A 5,577-nucleotide genomic window follows, 5' to 3' on the forward strand; every position below is an offset into this window, starting at 1 on the left:
TTGATATGCATATTGGAAACTCCTTAGTTATTTGCAGGAGTCTCAAATGTTTCGTAACTTATTCATTTCATCACTTGACCATCACTTGACCACCCCTGGGGTGTCAAACGTGCACACCCCAGGGGTGGGATTCCATCAAACATATAAATTACTAAAAGTTGATACAGAATAAAAAAAGACCAAAATTGATCTTGTGTGGTAGTTATTTTAATTATGTTTTTATCTGATTAATGATAGTCCGCCGTCTACAAGAATGTTTGTACCCGTGATATATGAATCACTATCAAGTAAAGGTATTATGGCTTGGAAAATATCGTCTGGGATTGCAAACCTTTTTAGAGGCAGCGCTTCTTTAATTTCTTCTTTGTTGATTCTTTCCGGTAATCTATTTGTCATACCCGTATTAACAAAGCCTGGACTAACCGCATTAACTAAAACCTTATATGGAGCATATTCTAATGCTAAATGCTCTGTTAAAGCAATAATTCCGGCCTTGCTTGCTGCATAATTAACTTGTCCAATATTTACAATATTAGTGCCTACAACCGAGGATATATTAATTATGTTTCCGCCTTTGGGATTTTGCTTGCTCATAATTTTGAACGCTTCTTGGCAACAATAAAATGTCCCGCAAAGATTGGTATTAATCACTTCACTAAACTCTTTTTTCTTCATTCTCATGACCAACTTATCAATATTCATGCCAGCGTTATTAATAACGATATCCAGCCTACCGCATCCTGCTATCTGCTCAAACATTGCTTCAACTTCATCAGAATCTGATATATCGGCAACAAAAGGACCTTGAACATGAAATCCATAAACTGTATTTAAACGACCTAACTGGAGCTGTGCGTTTTTGACTGATTCTTCACGACCGGAGCTATGGATATAAATAGTATCACATCCTGATTCTATTAATTTTTCTAATAACCTTAAACCAATCCCCGAAGATGAACCCGTTACTAGCGCGGTTTTTCCTGAAAGATCAATCTTTACTGTCATTCTAACCACGCCCTTTCGTTATCAAATCATAGTCATATCTTAATATTCCTTTGGCAGCCAGCATATCATTGGATTTAACTTCTACGCTGAACTTACCGTTAATATCGTATTTGATGGAATAATCTATTCTACTTGGAGGAATAATCGGCGCTACGAATTCAAAATATTCGATTCCGACCAGCTTTTCTGCTCCAAAAGTCATTCTTATGGATTTATCTGCGCCAAAAATAACGAATATCGCCGGCATAACAGAATAATCTGGAAAGTGTCCGTTCACAATTGGATAACCATCAGTTAGTCTCAGTAAGGTAGATACAGAATTACAATGATTATACTCGCATAGAACTACATCATTATAGCTACCGCCGATAACAGGGAAAATGTCCATTATAGGCTCGTCTTTTTTGTGCGGAGCTTTTCTTGAAACTATCCCTAAAAGCTTTTTGAATCTATCTTTATCCATTAAGGCACAAAAAATCTTTCCTTCAAAATATGTCTTTGATTCATCAAATGCTTTAATATAGGCATATCCCTCTTCCTCAACTATATTTGCTTCAAACTTAGCATTAGAAAGAATCAATACACCATCTCTGTTGATATTAAGATCTTCTATTGTTTTAAAAACAATTGCTTGATTCTGCGTATCTTTCAGTACCCTAATTGCCGCCGTTTGAGCACACGCTTCTATACCTTCAAGATAAGAAAGATTTCTATCTTGATGCTTGAATATTGGATCATTTTGAAAGATTTCCCTAAGAGAACCTGTGACTTTATTTCCGTCTTCGGTTACTTTTTCAATAAACCGCATTGGAAGACGATGAGGAATGTTTTTTTCAATATCTTCTGTAGAATGAACCCTTGTCATTCAAATCACCTCCGAATATTTAATCCTAATGATCTACCGGGTCCTGTCCTTAACACGCTTAGCGTAGCTCCAAGCGCCATAATATGAATTCTTTCGCTTTGTAATTGTCTTTTGATATATTTTTCATGCTGATCTTCTAATATATTTTGTAAAAAATCGGTCTTTAGCCATGTATCAACAATACTAACTGCAAATTCAGGACTAATTTTGACTAAATCGCCATTATTGACAGCCTGAGTTGATAAACATAGTACGTTAGGATTATTCTTCCTTGTTATTTCATATGCAACCTTAGGATCCCAAGCAACAGAAGCGATTATTTTATAGAACAGGTTAGCTACTGAAGACATTGCGCTTCCAAATTGATCGATTAAAATAGCGCTGTCCGGAAATCCTTCTCTAAATTGACCGTATGTTACTTCTTTACAAACTGCCTCAGCTATTTTTACATAACTATCTTCTTCAGATTGATGATCAAATGCCTTTACTTTTCTACCTTGGCTTTCCAAATATTCGATAATAGCATTACGTATTTTATTGCCTTGGTCTGTATGATCTGTACCAATTGCAATAAATTCTTTCTTAACTGTAAACATCAGATTTCCACCCTTTCTCTTTCTTCTCTAGATTTTCTTTTTCTTTCAGGCATCGGGACCCCTATTTCTAAAGCTACCTGCTGCATAAGCTGGCTTATCCCGTCTTTTCCTGCAAGTACCTGAGAAACACATATAGGTTTTTTAAAGGTAAAACTAGCGCATCCACCTTTTTTCAGCATGTGAGTGCCTGTTATCTTAACAGGTAAGATTATTGTGCTATCTTTATAATGCCGAGTAGCTGAAAAAATACCTACATTTATAGGTGTTGTATTTTCGGAATCTCTATGGCCTGTTGGAAATGTAATCAGAATTTGCCGTGCTTCAATAAGCCTAGTAATAATCCATACATCTCTTGTCATTGCGTCTCTATCTATTGGTCTTGCACCAACCCAATACATTTTAAGTTTTTCAAAAAAACCTTCAAAAAGCTCTAGCTTTGCAATCTTATACGAAAAGTATCCCTTTCTGTGTATAAAAGCTGGTAGCAATGTTGTATCGTAATCATGAATATGATTAGCAACAACAACGATAGAAAAATTAAAATCTTGATGTTGCTTTAATACATTTTCTAAATTTTCCATACCGTAACAACTAATTTGATTATTGCTCTCAAATTTTACCAGTTTATTGAGGATTACTTTGGCTACAAGTTTGTAGAAAATTCTTTCGAATATTGATCTTTTTACTGGGTCTTTTTTGTCATACCATCTTTTACCTTGCTTTACATTATCAGACAACCAAAAAACCTCCTTTGTCAAAGAAACGAGAATATCTTAGTATACCAATCTTATAATCTATACGTCAAACGAATTTTATTTAATCGTATCTACAAAAAGTGAAAGTTCATCTCTAACTAATCTTGGCAATAAAAATTTATCCGCAATTATTGTTTTGCCGGCTTTACCCATTTTTAGCCTTAATGTATTGTTGTTAAGTAAGTCTATAATTCTTTGCCCGCATTCTTCCACGCTTTTTACCAAATATCCGTCTTTACCGTTAAATATTTGAGTTCTAATCCCGCCTGTATCGCCCCCAATAACTGGTGTTTCTTTATACAAAGCTTCAGCAACAGTAAGACCGAAGCCTTCCCTTAAAGATTTTTGCAGAATTATTTTTGAAAATGTCTGAATTGCATTAATTTGAATGTCATCAAGATTGCTAAAAATTTTTATATTTTTATCTTTATTGGCCTCTTTTTTTACAAAAGCCATAATTTTAAAATTTTCCGGGTCATCCGAAGCTGCGGATCCTGCAAGAATAAGCTGTAAATCCGGAAATTCTTTTTTTGCTAATCGGTATGACTGAATTACGCCTAGCGGATCTTTCCAAGGATCAAACCTGGAAATCTGCGAAATAATTGACTTCTTAGTATTTAAACCTAATTTTTTAATTATTTCTTCGGCTTTTTCCAAATCTATCTTTTTATTTTTGGGGCTTAAAGGATTAATGGCAGGTTGAACTATACGATTTGGAATTTTTAAGCCTTTTGGGATGAATTCTTCAAGAGAAAAAGTGGCTGACTCGTAGGACTTTAAAAATCCTTTTAAATAATCCCAAACTTGAGGATTGGTTGGTGAAATCTGAATATGACATCTCCATATTGATTTTGGTGCGTTAGGCCAAAAAAACGGGATAGCCATTGGTTGCGGATCATGAATAAAAAGCAAATCAAATTTTTGTTTACTTAGCAGCTTTGCGTTTTTTTCATTAACGCTTTCATAAATTCCCCTGGTTTTTACTGTAAAAGTGAAGGATTTCTCTCCTTGAAGAGAATTATGAATAGCTTTTGTTACTTTATAAAAATCTTCATTAGCTTCTAAATTTTCCCAAGCAACATTAATGCCTAAAGAATTAAGCAAAGGAATTTCTGCTTGAAGAATTTCCGCAACACCTCCCCCGTATTTGGTAGCATTTAGAAAAAGAATCCTTGCGCCTTGAAGCTTTTTAGATAATTCTAAAATTTCCTCGTAAAGTTCTTCTTTTATAAAAGGCAGATAACTTTTAAGCAAGGCGGGCGAATTTTTAATTTTTTGCATGAAACAACTTATTTAATTTTTGGTTTGATCTTTTTAGTAGCCTCTATTGATTCCTTTGTCTTTGGAACCCTTATAGTAAGTATACCATTTTCGTAATCTGAATCAGCTGCATTTTTATCTACTGGCGATGGAAGTTTAACTGTTCTTGAAAATGCACCAATAGAAATTTCTTTTCTGAAAAAATCTGCTTTTCTTTCTTCCTCTTCTTCTTTTCTCTCTCCACTAATTTCAATATAATCGTCACCAACCGTAATATCAATATCTTCAGGCTTTATACCGGAAATTGTGCTTTTCACAATCACGTCATTGTTACTTTCGTAGACATCAACCGCCGGCATCATTCTACGAGCAATCATCGGTCTTATTGATTCCTCAAAAAATTCATCCAAACCACTAAATGGATCCCATTTTGTTATTGCCATAAATCCCCCTGAAGCCCCGAAATATACATTCTTTATCGGGACTGAAGCCCGCCTGCAACGCTATATTTGCATTAGCGGGCAAGCCCGCCAGAAACTGTAAGTGAGGGCGGGCGTCGACCTTATTTAAATTAATTTAAATTTTAAAGGACTTATCTTATTTAATCATTGGCATATACTTAAATTTTTTATATCAAAAAACGCCCTTATTTGGACGTTAAATGAATTGTAACTGGTAGCAGGGGAGAGGCTCGAACTCTCGACCTCGGGCTTATGAGTCCCGCGCTCTAACCAACTGAGCTACCCTGCCATATTCAATAAATATTTTCAATTAAACTTAGTATAAACATAAAACAGCTAACAAGAAACAGTTAGCAAGAAATATTTTAAAGATCCTGTTATCTGTTTATTGTTAACTGTTAACTAATACTTGGTTGCGGGGGCAGGATTCGAACCTGCGACCTCCGGGTTATGAGCCCGACGAGCTGCCACTGCTCTACCCCGCGTCGAAAATCCATACTAGATTTTTATATTACATTAGTTTAATAAAAATTTCAACTATTTGTACGCGTCACGCACATTTGAGACTCCGGAACAGTTTTTATTAAATAATCAATGGGTGAAATATTACCCAAAGATTGGTGTATTCTCTTTGT

General features: G+C 35.1%; 6 protein-coding genes and 2 tRNA genes. All 8 read right to left on the reverse strand.

Annotation, left to right across the window (positions count from 1 at the left end; all coding sequences use genetic code 11):
- Nucleotides 1-219 precede the first annotated feature (219 nt).
- The 8 genes from COX95_02200 to COX95_02235 all read right to left on the reverse strand — a co-directional run bounded on the left by COX95_02200 (nucleotide 220) and on the right by COX95_02235 (nucleotide 5,427).
- On the reverse strand, nucleotides 220-1,005 hold the full coding sequence (locus tag COX95_02200) for a 3-oxoacyl-ACP reductase (protein ID PIZ86081.1): 786 nt from the start codon (nucleotides 1,003-1,005) through the stop codon (nucleotides 220-222).
- Nucleotide 1,006: 1 nt separating this feature from the next.
- The gene (locus tag COX95_02205) at nucleotides 1,007-1,870 is read right to left on the reverse strand and encodes a hypothetical protein (GenBank protein ID PIZ86082.1); all 864 of its coding nucleotides are present in this window, start codon (nucleotides 1,868-1,870) and stop codon (nucleotides 1,007-1,009) included.
- A 5-nt stretch (nucleotides 1,871-1,875) separates the two neighbouring features.
- The gene (locus COX95_02210; protein PIZ86083.1) at nucleotides 1,876-2,466 is read right to left on the reverse strand and encodes a hypothetical protein; all 591 of its coding nucleotides are present in this window, start codon (nucleotides 2,464-2,466) and stop codon (nucleotides 1,876-1,878) included.
- On the reverse strand, nucleotides 2,466-3,203 hold the full coding sequence (locus COX95_02215) for a hypothetical protein (protein PIZ86084.1): 738 nt from the start codon (nucleotides 3,201-3,203) through the stop codon (nucleotides 2,466-2,468). The genes COX95_02210 and COX95_02215 overlap by 1 nt, the downstream gene beginning before the upstream one ends.
- A gap of 75 nt (nucleotides 3,204-3,278) precedes the next feature.
- Complete coding sequence (locus COX95_02220) at nucleotides 3,279-4,502, reverse strand: glycosyl transferase family 1 (GenBank protein PIZ86085.1); 1,224 nt, start codon at nucleotides 4,500-4,502, stop codon at nucleotides 3,279-3,281.
- 8 nt (nucleotides 4,503-4,510) lie between these two features.
- Nucleotides 4,511-4,924: an Hsp20/alpha crystallin family protein gene (locus COX95_02225; protein PIZ86086.1), complete on the reverse strand. Its 414-nt coding sequence runs from the start codon at nucleotides 4,922-4,924 to the stop codon at nucleotides 4,511-4,513.
- A 230-nt stretch (nucleotides 4,925-5,154) separates the two neighbouring features.
- A tRNA-Met gene (locus COX95_02230) sits at nucleotides 5,155-5,231 on the reverse strand.
- Between the two features lie 121 nt (nucleotides 5,232-5,352).
- A tRNA-Met gene (locus COX95_02235) sits at nucleotides 5,353-5,427 on the reverse strand.
- Between the last annotated feature and the right edge of the window lie 150 nt (nucleotides 5,428-5,577).

The organism is bacterium CG_4_10_14_0_2_um_filter_33_32 (genome assembly GCA_002792735.1).
In the GTDB taxonomy this organism is placed as follows: Bacteria; Patescibacteriota; CPR2_A; order CG2-30-33-46; family CG2-30-33-46; genus CG2-30-33-46.

Bases quoted from the DNA above. Each gene is read 5' to 3' on its own strand.
- COX95_02205 (PIZ86082.1), bottom strand. From the start codon at position 1,870: ATGACAAGGGTTCATTCTACAGAAGATATTGAAAAAAACATTCCTCAT.
- COX95_02225 (PIZ86086.1), bottom strand. From the start codon at position 4,924: ATGGCAATAACAAAATGGGATCCATTTAGTGGTTTGGATGAATTTTTT.
- COX95_02200 (PIZ86081.1), bottom strand. From the start codon at position 1,005: ATGACAGTAAAGATTGATCTTTCAGGAAAAACCGCGCTAGTAACGGGT.
- COX95_02220 (PIZ86085.1), bottom strand. From the start codon at position 4,502: ATGCAAAAAATTAAAAATTCGCCCGCCTTGCTTAAAAGTTATCTGCCT.
- COX95_02210 (PIZ86083.1), bottom strand. From the start codon at position 2,466: ATGTTTACAGTTAAGAAAGAATTTATTGCAATTGGTACAGATCATACA.